This is a genomic window from Pseudomonas sp. B21-040 (genome assembly GCF_024748695.1).
In the GTDB taxonomy this organism is placed as follows: domain Bacteria; phylum Pseudomonadota; class Gammaproteobacteria; order Pseudomonadales; family Pseudomonadaceae; genus Aquipseudomonas.
In genome coordinates this window covers 4,377,891-4,393,574 of the sequence record NZ_CP087176.1, presented here as the reverse complement: position 1 = coordinate 4,393,574, position 15,684 = coordinate 4,377,891, and the positions used below count along the sequence as shown (strand labels likewise).

The following is a 15,684-nucleotide window of genomic DNA, read 5'->3' as shown; positions in this document are numbered from 1 at the left end:
TGGTATAAACGCAAAAACGGCACCCGAAGGTGCCGTTTCTGTTTTTTACCGAGTGTCGCTTAAGCGATCAACCCGCCAGACCCGCCTGCTGAACCAGCACCAGCAACGGCTGCGGATACAGGCCCAGGAAGAACGCCAGTGCGGCGATGGCCAGCAGCATCACGCCGCCTGCACGTTGTTCCCAGTGCAGTTGTGCATCGTGGCGACGCAGGTTCGGCTCGATCAGGAACAGAGTGACCATCACACGCAGGTAGTAGAAAACGCCGATGGCGCTGCCCAGTACCAGGGAACCGACCAGCCACCACTGATGCGACTCGACGCCAGTCGCGATGATGTAGAACTTGCCGATGAAGCCCGCGGTCAGCGGGATACCGGCCAGGGACAGCATCATCACGGTCAGCACGGCGGTCAGGTACGGACGGCGCCAGAACAGGCCGCGGTATTCGTACAGGGCATCCGCGTCACGGCCGTTGTACGGCGAGGACATCAGGGTGATCACGCCGAACGCGCCCAGGCTGGTGATCACGTAGGTGACCAGGTACACGCCGATGGCTTCCACGGCCAGACCCTTGCTCGCCACCAGGGCGATCAGCAGGTAGCCGAAGTGCGCGATGGACGAGTAACCCAACAGACGCTTGAGGTTGCTTTGGGTCAGTGCCAGCAGGTTACCGAACAGGATCGACGCAATGGCGATGATGGTCAGTACGTCGCTCAGCACACCACTGCTTGCCGCTGGAGAGATCTGGAACAGACGCACCATCACGGCGAACACAGCAACCTTGGAAGCGGTAGCGAGAAACGCTGCAACCGGCGCCGGAGCACCTTCGTAAACGTCCGGGGTCCAGAGGTGGAACGGTACCAGCGACAGCTTGAACGCCAGACCGATCAGCATCATGCCCAGGCCCAGTTGTGCCAGCGAGCTTGGCAGACCGGTAGCCGCCAGGGCCTGACCGATACCGACGAAGCTCAGGGAGCCGGAGTCGGCGTACAGCAGGGCCATACCGAACAACAGGAACGCGGAACCGGCAGCCGACAGCACCATGTACTTGATACCGGCTTCCAGCGAACGCTTGTTGAAGAAGGCATACGCCACCAGACCGTAGACCGGTACCGAAAGCAGTTCCAGACCGACGAACAACCCGGCCAGGTGCTGCGCGCTGACCAGAACCAGGCCACCGGCGGCGGACATCAGAATCAGCAGGTAAAGTTCTTCACGGTTGCCCGGGTAACCCGAACCGCCATCGCCGAGGTAGGCGTGGGCGAGGGTTACACAAGCGAGGGTGGCGACCAGGATCAGCGCCATGTACAAGCAAGCGAAGCTATCAATCTGCAGCAGTGGGGTCACCGCCAGGGGCGCGACTTTCAAGGCTGGCAGGATCGACAGTAACGCCAGGTTCAGGCCCGCCACGGAAATCAGGAAGGTCTGCGAGTGGTTGCGGCGCCAGGCGATCGCCAGCATCACCACGATGATCGTGGCGCTGGTGATCAACAACGGCGCTAGCGCGATAAAGTGTTGAGTCGTGAATTCCATAGCGCTCTTACCGGGCCGAAGCGAGTTGAGTGAAGGCGGTGCCAAGCCACTGCTGCACGCCATGCATCGTCGCGGCAGAGGTGTCGAGGAACGGCTGCGGGTACACGCCGATGAAAATCAGCAACGCTGCCAGACCGACCACCATGATCAGTTCGCGACCATCCATGCCATGCAGCACCGCGTCCGATTTGGACGGGCCGAAGTAGGCACGGTGGATCATGATCAGCGAGTAGACCGAACCGAACACCAGGCCGGACGTCGCGAGGATAGTGATCAATGGAGCGCTCGGGAACGTGCCGATCAGGATCAGGAACTCACCCACAAAGTTACCGGTAGCCGGCAAGCCCAGGGACGCGGCGGCGAAGAACAGGCTGATGGCCGGCAGGTAAGCGATCTTCGACCACAGGCCACCCATTTCACGCATGTCGCGGGTGTGAGTGCGTTCGTACAACTGACCGCTGAGGATAAAGAGTGCCGCGGCCGACAGACCGTGCGCCAGCATCTGCATCACCGCGCCCTGCAGCGCCAGTTGGCTGCCGGAGTAGATGCCGATCAACACGAAGCCCATGTGGGAAACGGAGGAGTAGGCGATCAGACGCTTGATGTCGGTTTGGGCGAAGGCCAGGAACGCACCGTAGAAGATCCCGACCAGACCCAGGCTCATGGCAACCGGCGCGAACTCGGCCGACGCATTCGGGAACAGCGGCAGGGCGAAACGCAGCAGGCCGTAAGCAGCTGTCTTCAACAAGATACCGGCCAGGTCGACCGAACCTGCGGTTGGCGCCTGGGCGTGAGCGTCAGGCAACCAGGAGTGAAACGGTACGACGGGCAGCTTGACCGCGAAAGCGATGAAGAAGCCGAGCATCAGGATGTACTCGGTGGTCATCGACATCTTGGTTTTCAACAGGTCGGCGTAGTTGAAGGTAATCACGCCAGTGCTGTTGAAGTTGACCAGGACCAGGCCCAGGATCGCCACCAACATGATCAGGCCGGACGCCTGAGTGAAGATGAAGAACTTGGTCGCCGCGTAGATCCGGGTTTTCTTGCCGTCCGAAGAACTGTGACCCCAGAGCGCGATGAGGAAATACATCGGCACCAGCATCATTTCCCAGAAGAAGAAGAACATGAACAGGTCGAGGGCGAGGAACACGCCGACGACACCGCCCAGGATCCACATCAGGTTCAGGTGGAAGAAGCCAACGTGACGTTGAATCTCTTTCCACGAGCACAGTACCGAGAGGATACCCAGCAGACCGGTCAGCAGGATCATCAGCAGCGACAGGCCGTCGAGGGCCAGGTGGACGCTGATGCCAAAACGCTGGATCCAGATGTGCTTGAACTCAAGCGCCCAGGTCGGATCGGCGCCAGGCGCCGGTGCAAATGAGTAGTTACCGTGGGCCCACAGCCAGAGGCCGAGTGCGAGTTCCAGGGTCATGGTCAACAGCGCAATCCAGCGCGGGAGGGTAGAGCCGAAGCGCTCACCCATCCAGCACAGCAGGCCGCCGATGAAGGGGATCAGGATTAGCCAAGGCAGAATCATGACGGGCTCAATTCCTTTCGCAAGTTCGCAAGGTTCATATTCAGACCGCTACCAGCACGATGGCGCCGATGACCAGCACGGAGCCGGCTGCCATCGATGCTGCGTACCAACGCAGTTGACCGGTTTCGGTACGGCTCAGGGCGGTGTGACCACCTTTGGCCATACGCGGGATCAGACCGATGGTCTGGTCGAGCGGGTCTCTGCGCAGTGCGTGGCTGATCGCCAGGTATGGCTTGACGAACAGTTTGTCGTAGATCCAGTCGAAGCCCCAGGCAGCGAACCACCAGGCCGAAAGGAAACGGCCGATGCCGCTGTTGGCGATGGCGGTGACGAAACGACGCTTGCCGAGGAACAGCAGCGCGGCCAGCAGGATACCGGCCAGGGCGATGGCGCCCGACGCGATTTCCAGACTGTGCTTGGCTTCGCCGCCGGCATGGCCGACGCTTTCTGGCAGTACACCGTGCAGCGGCGGAACGATCATCGCGCCGATGAAAGTCGACAACACGATCAGCACCGACAGTGGCAGCCAGTGAGCAATACCGTGACCGGCGTGCGCTTCGGTCTTCGCTTCACCGTGGAACGCGATGAAGATCAGGCGGAAGGTGTACAGCGAGGTCATGAACGCGCCGACCAGACCTGCGTACAGCAGACCGTGGTTGCCGCTGGCGAACGCTTCCCAGAGGATTTCGTCCTTGGAGTAGAAGCCTGCGGTCACCAGTGGCAGGGCAGACAGTGCCGCGCCGCCGACGATGAAGCTGGTGTAGGCCAGCGGCAGTTTCTTCCACAGGCCGCCCATCTTGAAGATGTTCTGCTCGTGGTGGCAGGCAACGATCACCGCACCGGAGGCAAGGAACAGCAGCGCCTTGAAGAAGGCGTGGGTCATCAGGTGGAAGATCGCGCCATCCCACGCACCAACGCCCAGCGCCAGGAACATGTAGCCGATCTGGCTCATGGTCGAGTAGGCGAGGATACGTTTGATGTCGGTCTGGACCAGTGCGGCAAAACCGGCGAGGACCAGGGTCACGCCACCGACGATGCCTACCAGGTGCAGGATTTCCGGCGCCAGGGTGAACAGGCCGTGGGTACGGGCGATCAGGTAGACACCGGCGGTTACCATGGTTGCGGCGTGGATCAGTGCCGAAACCGGAGTAGGACCGGCCATCGCGTCCGCCAGCCAGGTTTGCAGCGGCAGTTGCGCCGATTTACCGACAGCGCCGCCCAGCAGCATCAGGGTGGCCATGACCATCCAGAAGTCGCCAGCCTGGAATTTCTGCGGTGCCAGCACCAGCAGTTCCTGGACGTTCAGCGTACCCAGTTGAGCGAACAGGATGAACAGGCCGATGGCCATGAACACGTCGCCGATACGGGTGACGATGAACGCCTTGAGTGCCGCGTTGCCGTTGTTGCGGTTGCTGTAGTAGAAACCGATCAACAGGTACGAGCACAGGCCCACGCCTTCCCAGCCGAAGTACAGGAACAACAGGTTATCGCCCAGGACCAGAAACAGCATGCTGGCGATAAACAGGTTGGTGTAGGCGAAGAAACGCGAGTAACCGGCTTCACCGCGCATGTACCAGGACGCGAACAGGTGGATCAGGAAGCCGACACCCACGACCACACCGAGCATGGTCACGGACAGGCCGTCGAGGTACAGCGCGAAGTTCGGCGTAAAGCCTTCCACCGCCATCCACTGCCACAACACCAGGGTGTAGTGACCGCCCTCAGGCGGGGCGACCTTGAATTGCCAGATCACGTAAGCCGTGACGATGGCCGACAGACCGATGGAACCGACGCCGATCAGCGCCGACAGGTTTTCCGAGAGGCGCCCGCGTGAAAACGCCAGCAGCAGGAAACCTATGAGAGGGAATACGAAAGTCAGATAGAGAAGATTCATCCGCGCATCTCGCTGGCAGCGTCGATATCGAGAGTGTGGAAGCGGCGATACAGCTGCAACAGAATCGCCAGGCCAATACTGGCCTCGGCGGCTGCCAGGCTGATCACCAGGATGAACATGATCTGTCCATCCGGCTGCGCCCAGCGGCTACCGGCAACGATGAACGCCAAAGCGGAGGCATTCATCATGACCTCCAGGCTCATCAGCACGAAGAGAATGTTGCGGCGGACCATCAGGCCGACCAGACCGAGGCAGAACAGGATGCCGGCGACCGCCAGACCATGCTCCATAGGGATAGCAGGCATCGTCATTGCTCCTTGGCTTCGTTGCGGCCCAAGTGGAACGCCGTGACAGCTGCGGCGAGCAGCAACATCGAGGCGAGTTCGACCACCAGCAGATAAGGACCGAACAGGCTGATGCCCACGGCCTTGGCGTCTACGGTAGTGTGGCCGACGGCCTGGCCGCTGGAATGGCTGAACAGCACGTACAGCAGTTCAACCAGCAGCAGGGCGCCGAGAGCAACCGGGCCAAGCCAGATACCGGGCTTGAGCCAGACGCGCTCTTGCTGAACCGAAGCCGGGCCCAGGTTCAGCATCATCACCACGAACACGAACAGCACCATGATGGCGCCAGCGTAGGCGATCACTTCCAGTACACCGGCAAACGGTGCGCCGAGGGCGAAGAACGTCATGGCCACGGCGATCAGCGAAATGATCAGGTAGAGCAGGGCGTGCACAGGGTTGGTGTTGGTGATCACGCGAAGCGTGGACACCACAGCGATACCCGATGCGAAATAGAAAGCGAATTCCATCTTTCTTCCTTAAGGCAGCAAGCTCTTCACGTTGATCGGCTGGGCTTCATTCTGCGCGGAGCCTTTCGGCTTCCCGGCAATCGCCATACCTGCAACACGATAGAAGTTGTAATCAGGGTTTTTGCCGGGGCCGGAGATCAGCAGATCTTCTTTCTCGTAAACCAGGTCCTGACGTTTGAACTCGGCCATCTCGAAATCCGGTGTCAGCTGGATCGCGGTGGTCGGGCAGGCTTCCTCGCAGAGGCCGCAGAAAATGCAGCGCGAGAAGTTGATGCGGAAGAAGTCCGGGTACCAGCGACCGTCTTCGGTTTCAGCTTTCTGCAGCGAGATGCAACCCACCGGGCATGCCACGGCGCACAGGTTGCAGGCTACACAACGCTCCTCGCCATCAGGGTCGCGGGTCAGGACGATACGACCACGGTAGCGCGGCGGCAGGTACACGGCTTCTTCCGGGTACTGCAGCGTGTCGCGCTTGCGGAAGGCGTGGCCGAAAATCATCACCAGGCTGCGAAGCTGGGTGAAGAAGCCATGCACGATGTCAAATATGTACTTCATGATTCTCTATCCTCACTGAGCCGCGACGGCGGGCGTGTTGAGCAACACGATCGCAGCGGTCACCAGCATGTTGACGAGGGTCAGCGGCAGGCAGAACTTCCAGCTGAAGTCCATCACTTGGTCATACCGTGGGCGCGGAATCGAGGCGCGCAGCAGGATGAAGATCATGATGAAGAACGCGGTTTTCAGTGCAAACCAGATGAACGGGATCTGCGGCAGGATGCCGAACGGGCCGTGCCAGCCACCGAAGAACAAGGTCACCAGCAGCGCCGAGATCAGCACGATGCCGATGTACTCACCGACGAAGAACATGCCCCATTTCATGCCGGCGTATTCAATGTGGTAACCGTCGGCCAGTTCTTGTTCCGCTTCCGGCTGGTCGAACGGGTGACGGTGAGTCACGGCCACGCCAGCGATGAAGAAGGTCAGGAAACCGAAGATCTGCGGAATGATGAACCACAGGTTCTGAGCCTGGTAATCAACGATGTCGCGCATGTTGAACGAGCCGACCTGGATCACGATGCCCATCAGCGACAGGCCCATGAACACTTCGTACGACACAGTTTGCGCCGAGGCCCGCAAGCTGCCCAGCAGGGCGAACTTGTTGTTACTCGACCAACCGGCGAACAACACCGCGTAGACCGACAGACCGGCCATGGCGAAGAAGAACAGGATACCGATGTTCAGATCCGCCACGCCCCAGGTCGGGGTGATCGGGATGATCGCGAAGGCAATCAGCAGGGCGCTCATGGCCACGACCGGTGCCAGGGTGAAGATCATCTTGTCGGCGAACGGCGGGGTCCAGTCCTCCTTGAAGAACATCTTGATCATGTCGGCCGCGATCTGGAACGCGCCGAACGGGCCGACGCGGTTCGGACCGTAACGGTCCTGCCAGAGGGCGAGCAAACGACGCTCGACCCAGCTCAGCAGCGCGCCGCACACCACCACGGCGAGCAGAATCACGATGGCCTGGATGACCGAGATGATCACGGCGATCACTTCAGGAGTGAACCAAGTCATTGCGCTGCCTCCTGCAGACCATCAACGGATTTGCCAAAGATCGCTGGCGGAATGCCGGCGATGCCCGCAGGCAATGCAACCAGACCGGCACCCAGTTCTTCGTTGATGCGCAGCGGCAGACGCAAGGTCTGGCCAGCGACGTTCAAGCTGAGCATGGCGCCGTCGTTGACACCCAGGCGGTCGGCTTCGGACTTGGCCAAAGCGACGTAGGCGGCTGGAATGCGTTCCTGAACCGGCGCGGCTTTCGAAGAGGTCTCTTCGCTGCCGAACAGGTGGAAGAACGGCACAACCTGCCAGGTGCCCGGAGCCGGGTTGAACGCGCGCGGAACACTGGCGAACCAGTTCAGCGAGTCACCGGTGCTTTCGATCAGGCGGGTGCCCGGGTCGCCAGCGCGGATGTGACCACCGACTTCGTCCTGGAACTTGTTCCAGGCTTGCGGCGAGTTCCAGCCCGGAGACCAGGCGAATGGCACTTGCTGACGTGGTTCGACCGAGCCCGAGTAACCTTCCATCGAGAAGTTGAACGCGGTGTCGTTGTCTTGCGGAGTACGCGGTTCGTGCACGTTGATGTCGGCGCGCATGGCGGTACGACCGGAGTAACGCAGCGGTTCGCGGGCCAGCTTCATGCCTTTGATGCGGAACGAGGCGGACGGTGCGGCATCGACGATGGGGTTCAGAATCGAAGTGCTGGAAGCAACGGCGGCGGTGACGTGGTCCAGTTGGGTCCAGTCGATCGGCTGGTTCAACAGGGTTGCGCGCAGGGCATGCAGCCAGCGCCAGCCTTCGTGAACCAGGATGCTCGCGTCCATGTACTTCGGATCAAACACCTGGAAGAAGCGCTGGGCGCGGCCTTCCTGGCTGACCAGAGTACCGTCGCCTTCAGCGAAGCTGGCGGCTGGCAGAACCAGGTGCGCGCGATCGCTGGTGGCAGTCTTCTGGTGGTCGGCGACGATCAGCACTTTGGCGGCGGTCAGGGCAGCATCGACTTTAGCTTTGTCGGTTCGGGTGTACAGATCGTTTTCCAGCACGACGATGGCGTCGGCTTTACCGTCGATCACGGCTTGCAGCGCAGCGTCGACCGATTCGCCACCGAGCATGGCCAGGCCGAGGCTGTTGGCCTCTGGCACGATCAGGCTGATGGAACCGTTCTTCTCGCGCAGCTTCAGAGCCTTGGCGATGTTCGCGGCGGCTTCGATCAGCGCTTTGGAACCCAACGAGGTGCCGGCGATGATCAATGGTCGCTTGGCGGCGAGCAGGGCGTCGGCAATGCGCTTGGCCAGTTCGAGGGCTTCAGCGTCCAGGCCTTCAACGGCCGGAGCGCTGGCGTCGAGGGCGTGAGCCACGGCGAAACCGATGCGGGCCAGGTCGTCGGGAGCGGCGTGAACGCACTCTTCGGCGATGTCGTCGAGCTTGGTTTCAGCCAGGCTGGCGATGAACAGCGGGTTCATCGCGTGCTGACCGATGTTCTTCACGGCGGCGTCGAGCCAAGGCTGAACGCGCATGGCGTCGGCCATGTCTTCGGCTTTGCCTTTGACCGATTGACGCAGGGACAGGGCCATGCGGGCTGCGGTCTGGGTCAGGTCTTCACCGAGGACGAACACGGCGTCGTGGTCTTCGATGTCGCGCATGTTCGGGATCGGCAGCGGGCTGTCTTTCAACACCTGCATGACCAGACGAATGCGCTCCAGCTCGGCCGCTTCGATACCGGAGTAGAAGTGCTCGGCGCCGACCAGTTCGCGCAACGCGTAGTTGCTTTCGAGGCTGGCACGTGGCGAACCGATACCGACGATGTTGCGACCGCGCAGCAGGTCAGCGGCTTTGTCCAGCGCTTCGTCGAGGCTCAGCTTGGCGCCGTTGGCCAGCAGTGGCTGACGCGGGCGGTCTTCGCGGTTGACGTAGCCATAGCCAAAACGGCCACGGTCGCACAGGAAGTACTGGTTTACCGAACCGTTGAAACGGTTTTCGATACGACGCAGTTCGCCGTAACGCTCGCCCGGGGAGATGTTGCAACCGCTGGAGCAGCCATGGCAGATGCTCGGCGAGAACTGCATGTCCCACTTGCGGTTGTAGCGCTCGGAGTGAGTCTTGTCGGTGAACACACCGGTCGGGCAGACCTCGGTGAGGTTGCCGGAGAACTCGCTTTCCAGGGTGCCGTCTTCAACGCGACCGAAGTACACGTTGTCGTGGGCGCCGAATACACCCAAGTCGGTGCCGCCGGCGTAATCCTTATAGAAGCGTACGCAGCGGTAGCAAGCGATGCAGCGGTTCATTTCGTGGGAAATGAACGGGCCCAGTTGCTGGTTCTGGTGAGTACGCTTGGTGAAGCGGTAACGGCGCTCGTTGTGGCCGGTCATTACCGTCATGTCTTGCAGGTGGCAGTGACCGCCTTCTTCGCACACAGGGCAGTCGTGCGGGTGGTTGGTCATCAGCCATTCAACAACACTGGCGCGGAAGGCTTTGGATTCTTCATCTTCGATGGAGATCCAGGTGCCATCGGTTGCAGGGGTCATGCAGGACATGACGATACGACCGCGGGTGTCGTTTTCGTCGGTGTACTGCTTGACCGCGCACTGGCGGCAAGCGCCAACGCTGCCTAGGGCTGGGTGCCAGCAGAAATACGGGATATCGAGGCCTAGCGACAGACATGCCTGTAACAGGTTGTCTGCCCCATCGACTTCGAGCTCTTTGCCGTCTACGTGGATAGTGGCCATGGTTCAAAGTTCTTCGTTGGCCCGGTGTCAGCGGGCGTGGCTAATGGAATCTTGTTATTCGCGTGAATCAACACAGCCGTTCAAGGCGTCATCACACGAGAAGGCGAACGGCACGGACCGTTCGCCTTTTTTAAGCGTTAAGCGCCGACTACGATCGGCCTTGCCAGAGGCGGGACGACGGCGCTGACAGGCGCGATGCCGGCTTCGAACTCATGGCGGAAGTATTTGATTGCGCTGCCCAACGGCTCCACGGCGCCCGGTGCGTGAGCACAGAAGGTCTTGCCTGGGCCGAGGAAACCGACCAGACCCAGCAGAGTCTCGATGTCGCCGGCTTGCCCTTCACCGTTCTCGATCGCACGCAGGAGCTTGACGCTCCACGGCAAACCATCACGGCAGGGGGTGCAGAAGCCGCAGGATTCGCGGGAGAAGAACTCTTCCATGTTGCGCAGCAGGGAAACCATATTGACGCTGTCGTCGACCGCCATGGCCAGGCCAGTACCCATACGGGTGCCCACCTTGGCGATGCCGCCGGCGTACATTTGTGCGTCCAGGTGTTCCGGCAACAGGAAACCGGTACCGGCGCCGCCTGGCTGCCAGGCCTTGAGCTTGTAACCGTCGCGCATGCCGCCGGCGTAGTCTTCGAACAACTCGCGACCGGTGACGCCGAACGGCAATTCCCACAGGCCCGGGTTCTTGACCTTGCCGGAGAAGCCCATGAGCTTGGTGCCCATGTCTTCACTGCCTTCGCGGGCCAACGATTTGTACCAGTCCACGCCGTCGGCAATGATCGCCGGCACGTTGCACAGGGTCTCGACGTTGTTCACGCACGTCGGCTTGCCCCACACGCCAACGGCGGCAGGGAAGGGCGGCTTGGAGCGTGGGTTGGCGCGGCGGCCTTCGAGGGAGTTGATCAGTGCGGTTTCTTCACCGCAGATGTAACGCCCGGCACCGGTGTGGACGAACAGCTCGAAATCGAAGCCGCTGCCCAGGATGTTCTTGCCCAAAAGGCCTGCTGCCTTGGCTTCTTCCACGGCACGGTTCAGGTGCTTGGCGGCGGTGGTGTACTCGCCACGCAGGAAGATGTAGCCACGGTAGGTTTTCAGCGCGCGAGCACTGATCAGCATGCCTTCGATCAGCAGATGGGGCAGTTGCTCCATCAGCATGCGGTCTTTCCAGGTGTTCGGTTCCATTTCATCCGCGTTGCACAGCAGGTAACGGATGTTGATGGATTCGTCTTTGGGCATCAGGCCCCACTTCACGCCAGTGGGGAAGCCTGCACCGCCGCGACCTTTGAGGCCGGAGTCTTTCACGGTCTGGACGATATCGTCCTGAGCCATGTCGGCGAAGGCCTTGCGCGCTGCGGCGTAACCGTTCTTGGCCTGGTACTCGTCGAGCCACACGGCTTCGCCGTCGTCACGCAGACGCCAGGTCAACGGGTGAGTCTCGGCCGAACGCTTGATGCGGTTGGCAGGACCGAAGGAAGTCAGGGTCATACGTAGCCCTCGAGCAATTTGGCAACGCCGGCAGGCTGCACATCACCGAAAGTGTCGTCGTCGATCATCAACGCCGGCGCCTTGTCGCAGTTGCCGAGGCAGCAGACCGGCAGCAGGGTGAAACGACCGTCGGCGGTGGTCTGACCCAGGCCGATGCCCAGCTTGCTCTGGATTTCGCTGACCACGGACTCGTGGCCGCCGATGTAGCAGACCATGCTGTCGCAGACGCGAATGATGTGACGGCCCACTGGCTGACGGAAGATCTGGCTATAGAACGTAGCCACGCCTTCAACGTCGCTGGCCGGAATGCCGAGGATCTCGCCGATGGCGTACAAGGCGCCGTCCGGCACCCAGCCACGTTCCTTCTGGACGATCTTCAGGGCTTCGATCGACGCCGCGCGCGGGTCTTCGTAGTGATGCAGCTCGTGCTCGATGGCCGAGCGCTCGGTTTCACTCAAGGTGAAACGGTCTGTCTGGATAAGCGTGCTGTTCATGCTTAGCGGTCCACGTCGGCCATAACGAAATCGATACTACCCAGGTACGCAATCAAGTCCGCGACCATGCTGCCTTTGATCACCGAAGGGATCTGCTGCAGGTGCGGGAAGCTTGGGGTACGAATCCGGGTGCGGTAGCTCATGGTGCCGCCATCGCTCGTCAGGTAATAACTGTTGATGCCCTTGGTCGCTTCGATCATCTGGAAGGATTCGTTGGCCGGCATGACCGGGCCCCACGAAACTTGCAGGAAGTGCGTGATCAGGGTCTCGATGTGTTGCAGCGTGCGCTCTTTCGGCGGCGGCGTGGTCAGCGGGTGATCCGCCTTGTACGGGCCTTCCGGCATGTTGCGCATGCACTGCTCGATGATCTTGATGCTCTGGCGCATTTCTTCGACGCGCACAATGCAGCGGTCGTAGGCATCGCCGTTGGCCGCCAGCGGCACTTCGAATTCGAAGTTTTCGTAACCGGAGTATGGACGAGCTTTACGCAGGTCGAAGTCGCAACCGGTCGAACGCAGGCCGGCACCGGTGACGCCCCATTCCAGGGCTTCCTTGGTGTTGTAGGCGGCGACGCCGATGGTCCGGCCACGCAGGATGCTGTTGTCCAGGGCGGCTTTCTGGTATTCGTCCAGTCGCTTTGGCATCCACTCGACGAAGTCTTTCACCAGTTTTTCCCAGCCGCGCGGCAGGTCGTGAGCGACGCCACCAATGCGGTACCAGGCCGGGTGCAGACGGAAACCGGTAATGGCTTCGATCACCGTGTACGCCTTCTGACGGTCGGTGAACGTGAAGAACACCGGGGTCATGGCGCCGACGTCCTGGATGTAAGTCCCCAGGAACAGCAGGTGGCTGGTGATACGGAAGAACTCGGCCATCATGATGCGGATGACGTCGACCTTCTCGGGCACCTTGATGCCGGCCAGCTTCTCGACCGAGAGCACGTACGGCAGGTTGTTCATCACGCCGCCGAGGTAGTCGATACGGTCGGTGTACGGGATGAAACTATGCCAGGACTGACGCTCGGCCATTTTCTCGGCACCACGGTGGTGGTAACCGACGTCCGGCACGCAGTCGACGATCTCTTCACCGTCCAGCTGCAGGATGATGCGGAACGCACCGTGCGCGGAAGGGTGGTTGGGACCGAGGTTGAGGAACATGTAGTCCTCGTTCGCACCGGAACGCTTCATGCCCCAGTCTTCAGGCTTGAAGCGCGCGGCTTCTTCCTCAAGCTGTTGCTTGGCCAGGTTCAGGGTGAACGGGTCGAACTCGGTGGCACGGGCCGGGAAGTCCTTGCGCAGCGGGTGACCTTCCCAGGTCGGCGGCATCATGATGCGGGTCAGGTGCGGGTGACCGGCAAAGTTGATGCCGTACATGTCCCACACTTCACGCTCGTACCAGTTGGCGTTCGGCCACAGACCGGTCACGGTCGGCACGTTGAGGTCGCCCTCGGACAAGGCGACCTTGATCATTACGTCACTATTACGTTCGATCGACATCAAGTGGTAGAACACAGTGAAGTCGGCGCCACTTGGCAGCCCTTGACGCTTGGTGCGCAGACGCTCGTCCACGCCGTGCAGGTCATAGAGCATGACGTACGGCTTGGGCAGGTTACGCAGGAATGTCAGGACTTCGACGAGTTTGGCACGCGCAACCCAAAGCACCGGCATGCCGGTGCGGGTAGGTTGGGCGGTGAACGCCTCCGGGCCAAAATGGTTGTTCAGTTCGACGACCACATCCTGGTCGTCTGCCTTGTAAGGCGGGATGTACAGAGCACTGCCTGTAGTCATGGTTATTTATCGCTTTCGGTCAACGTAAAGAATGAAGCCAGGTTCTCGTTCTATAGAAAGAAGCAGATCTGGATCAGACTTCGTCGGGGCTGCGCAGGTTGGTGACTGCGATTCGCTGTTCGCGGCGCTTTTCCTTTTCGGAAGGCATCTCGGCGCGATACACGCCTTGATCACCAACGACCCAGGAAAGCGGACGACGCTCCTGTCCAATCGACTCTTGCAAGAGCATCAAACCTTGCAGAAAAGCTTCAGGGCGGGGCGGGCAGCCAGGCACGTAGACGTCCACGGGCAGGAACTTGTCCACCCCTTGAACGACGGAGTAGATGTCGTACATGCCACCGGAGTTGGCGCACGAACCCATGGAGATAACCCATTTAGGTTCGAGCATTTGCTCGTAGAGACGCTGAATGATCGGCGCCATCTTGATGAAGCAGGTACCGGCGATAACCATGAAATCCGCCTGACGCGGCGATGCCCGGATAACCTCGGCGCCAAAGCGCGCGATGTCGTGGGGCGCCGTGAAGGCGGTGGTCATTTCCACGTAGCAGCACGAAAGACCGAAGTTATACGGCCACAGGGAGTTCTTGCGCCCCCAGTTGATCGTGCCGTTAAGCACGTCTTCGAGCTTGCCCATGAAAATGTTTTTGTGGACTTGATCTTCTAACGGATCGGAAACGGTTTCCCGTTCGCCAATCGGATACTGCTCGTTAGGAGCATCGGGGTCGATCCTGGTGAGATTGTATTGCATTGCCAAAGCCTCATTGTTTCAGCTTCGCTTGTCGCTTACGACGAGCTTCCGGAGCCCAGTCAAGGGCGCCCACTCGGAATAGGTAGACAAGGCCTGCCAACAGAATTGCTATGAAAACGAGAGCTTCGACGAATCCGGTCCAGCCGCTTTCGCGGACGGACACAGACCATGCAAAGAGAAAGAGGGCTTCGATATCGAAGATCACGAAGAGCATCGCGACCAGATAGAATTTGGCTGAGAGCCGCAGACGGGCGCCACCTGTAGGCAGCATGCCGGATTCGAACGGTTCGTTTTTGCTGCGGCCCCAGGCTTTTGACCCGAGGAGGCTGGAAACGCCGAGCATGAAGGCGCAAAGGCCGACGACGCCCAGAAGGAAAATGGCAAAGCCCCAGTTGTGGGCCATGAGTCCTGTCGCTTCGGGCATGCTGGTAATCCTTAACAGAGAGCAAAGGTCTCTGAGCTTAAAAAAGTAACAACGCAGTGACGATATGTCGCAGCAATCAATCCCGCTGATTTTATGGCTAAACACCCAGCAAGTAAAATTCCTATAGCGAAATTATTTATAGGAATAAGGACATAGCGCACCTCCAAAGCCCCGCAGCCCATGCGCTTCGGGCATTAGCCGGGATTTCATTAATTATGTTTTGCGCAGCGCGTAACGAACATAGCTGCGGCTAAATGATAATCAATATTGTTTGCAGTGATTTTTAAACAGTTTAGCGAGTAGGCGATCAGGAAGTTGCCTTATATGCGCGTTACTGCAAGTAGCGAGCGGGGTTGTTTTACCCTGTTTTCCTAATCGGGAAAATGCTCAGGATCAATGATTTTCCGCACAAAATCCGGCGTGCACGATCCCTGTAGCAGCTGCCGAAGGCTGCGTTCGACTGCGCAGCAGTCGTAAAACCCGAGTGCACGGTGAAACAGGCACAACACGGTGGATGGTTTCGCGAGGACTTCGTCCTCGAACGCAGCCTTCGGCAGCTGCTACAGGGTTGTGATGGCCTACAAATCACAGGCAAAAAAACGCCCCGAACCAGTCGGGGCGTCAGATGTGCAGCGTTGCGGTTAGCTTTTTACTCGGTCCGCAGCGGCCACTTGTT

13 protein-coding genes are annotated in these 15,684 nt (G+C 60.1%); all 13 read right to left on the bottom strand.

Annotated features, from left to right (window positions below):
• Positions 1–67 precede the first annotated feature (67 nt).
• The 13 genes from nuoN to LOY55_RS20050 all read right to left on the bottom strand — a co-directional run bounded on the left by nuoN (position 68) and on the right by LOY55_RS20050 (position 15,008).
• Positions 68–1,531 carry an NADH-quinone oxidoreductase subunit NuoN gene (gene nuoN / locus LOY55_RS20110; protein ID WP_046032495.1) on the bottom strand — a complete coding sequence of 488 codons (1,464 nt, stop codon included), beginning with the start codon at positions 1,529–1,531 and terminating at the stop codon, positions 68–70.
• A 7-nt stretch (positions 1,532–1,538) separates the two neighbouring features.
• Complete coding sequence (gene nuoM, locus LOY55_RS20105; protein WP_046032494.1) at positions 1,539–3,071, bottom strand: NADH-quinone oxidoreductase subunit M; 1,533 nt, start codon at positions 3,069–3,071, stop codon at positions 1,539–1,541.
• A gap of 40 nt (positions 3,072–3,111) precedes the next feature.
• Complete coding sequence (gene nuoL / locus LOY55_RS20100; RefSeq protein WP_046032493.1) at positions 3,112–4,965, bottom strand: NADH-quinone oxidoreductase subunit L; 1,854 nt, start codon at positions 4,963–4,965, stop codon at positions 3,112–3,114.
• A complete protein-coding gene (gene nuoK, locus LOY55_RS20095; protein ID WP_007946416.1) occupies positions 4,962–5,270 on the bottom strand; it encodes an NADH-quinone oxidoreductase subunit NuoK in 309 nt (102 codons plus the stop codon). Before nuoK ends, nuoL begins: the two co-directional genes overlap by 4 nt.
• A gap of 2 nt (positions 5,271–5,272) precedes the next feature.
• Positions 5,273–5,776 carry an NADH-quinone oxidoreductase subunit J gene (gene nuoJ / locus LOY55_RS20090; protein WP_033057072.1) on the bottom strand — a complete coding sequence of 168 codons (504 nt, stop codon included), beginning with the start codon at positions 5,774–5,776 and terminating at the stop codon, positions 5,273–5,275.
• Positions 5,777–5,785: 9 nt separating this feature from the next.
• Positions 5,786–6,331: an NADH-quinone oxidoreductase subunit NuoI gene (gene nuoI / locus LOY55_RS20085; protein ID WP_007946418.1), complete on the bottom strand. Its 546-nt coding sequence runs from the start codon at positions 6,329–6,331 to the stop codon at positions 5,786–5,788.
• A 12-nt stretch (positions 6,332–6,343) separates the two neighbouring features.
• Positions 6,344–7,351 (bottom strand): NADH-quinone oxidoreductase subunit NuoH, encoded by a 1,008-nt coding sequence (gene nuoH, locus LOY55_RS20080; protein WP_109786602.1) that lies wholly within the window; start codon positions 7,349–7,351, stop codon positions 6,344–6,346.
• Positions 7,348–10,062, bottom strand: coding sequence for an NADH-quinone oxidoreductase subunit NuoG (nuoG, locus tag LOY55_RS20075; RefSeq protein ID WP_223522551.1), 2,715 nt, complete (start codon positions 10,060–10,062; stop codon positions 7,348–7,350). The genes nuoH and nuoG overlap by 4 nt, the downstream gene beginning before the upstream one ends.
• 137 nt (positions 10,063–10,199) lie before the next feature.
• A complete protein-coding gene (gene nuoF, locus LOY55_RS20070; protein ID WP_046032490.1) occupies positions 10,200–11,555 on the bottom strand; it encodes an NADH-quinone oxidoreductase subunit NuoF in 1,356 nt (451 codons plus the stop codon).
• Entirely contained in the window at positions 11,552–12,049 is a 498-nt protein-coding gene (nuoE, locus tag LOY55_RS20065; protein WP_008020715.1) for an NADH-quinone oxidoreductase subunit NuoE, read from the bottom strand. Before nuoE ends, nuoF begins: the two co-directional genes overlap by 4 nt.
• A gap of 2 nt (positions 12,050–12,051) precedes the next feature.
• Positions 12,052–13,836, bottom strand: coding sequence for an NADH-quinone oxidoreductase subunit C/D (gene nuoC / locus LOY55_RS20060; protein WP_223522552.1), 1,785 nt, complete (start codon positions 13,834–13,836; stop codon positions 12,052–12,054).
• 73 nt (positions 13,837–13,909) lie between these two features.
• Positions 13,910–14,584: an NADH-quinone oxidoreductase subunit B family protein gene (locus LOY55_RS20055; protein WP_007946424.1), complete on the bottom strand. Its 675-nt coding sequence runs from the start codon at positions 14,582–14,584 to the stop codon at positions 13,910–13,912.
• Between the two features lie 10 nt (positions 14,585–14,594).
• On the bottom strand, positions 14,595–15,008 hold the full coding sequence (locus LOY55_RS20050) for an NADH-quinone oxidoreductase subunit A (RefSeq protein WP_003223812.1): 414 nt from the start codon (positions 15,006–15,008) through the stop codon (positions 14,595–14,597).
• Positions 15,009–15,684: the final 676 nt, after the last annotated feature.